Genomic DNA, 563 nt, shown 5'->3' on the forward strand with positions numbered 1-563 from the left:
GTCGGTCTGGCTAACCACCGAGGAAGCTGAGACACCTCCGGTAGCCAAGGCCAAACTGCTCGAAGCCGGTTCGGGGGACACCCTCCGCTCGCGTTCCTATACGGGCAAGCCGGCCCGGCTCCTGCGCAGCGCTTGGACCGACGAGTGGAATCGGGACGACACCCCCGACCCCCTGGGCATGCCGTTGCAGCCGATGCTGATCGACGGTGCAATGGCCCGTATCAACCGGGCCGCCCACCATGCGGGCTCAGGTGCCGAGAAGTTGGTGACCTATCCGGTCGGCCAGATAGTTGGTTCGATGAACAAGTCCCGGCCCGCCGGTCGGGTGGTGATGGACATGGTCGAGGAGTTCATCGAATCCGCCGAGTCGCTAGCCGGACAACTGGAAATCTGAACCGGCAAGGAACTTTCTGGGCTGCCGCCCGCCCCGGGGCACGCAGCTCAGATGGCTAGAGCTCTTCCCTTGCAAGGAGGGTGTCGAGGGTTCAAGTCCCTCCGCTCCCAGAGGAAAGCCCCAGGGCGCCTCCTATATCGGAGTCGTCGTCCATGTCGTGGATGAGCCC

1 protein-coding gene is annotated in these 563 nt (G+C 64.3%); it reads left to right on the forward strand.

Going from position 1 to position 563, the window contains the following annotated elements:
- A partial coding sequence (locus QF777_12170; protein MDP6912283.1) for a nitronate monooxygenase occupies positions 1-394 on the forward strand: 394 nt, incomplete at its 5' end.
- Between the last annotated feature and the right edge of the window lie 169 nt (positions 395-563).

The sequence above is a fragment of the Acidimicrobiales bacterium genome, assembly GCA_030747595.1.
Taxonomy (GTDB): domain Bacteria; phylum Actinomycetota; class Acidimicrobiia; order Acidimicrobiales; family MedAcidi-G1; genus UBA9410.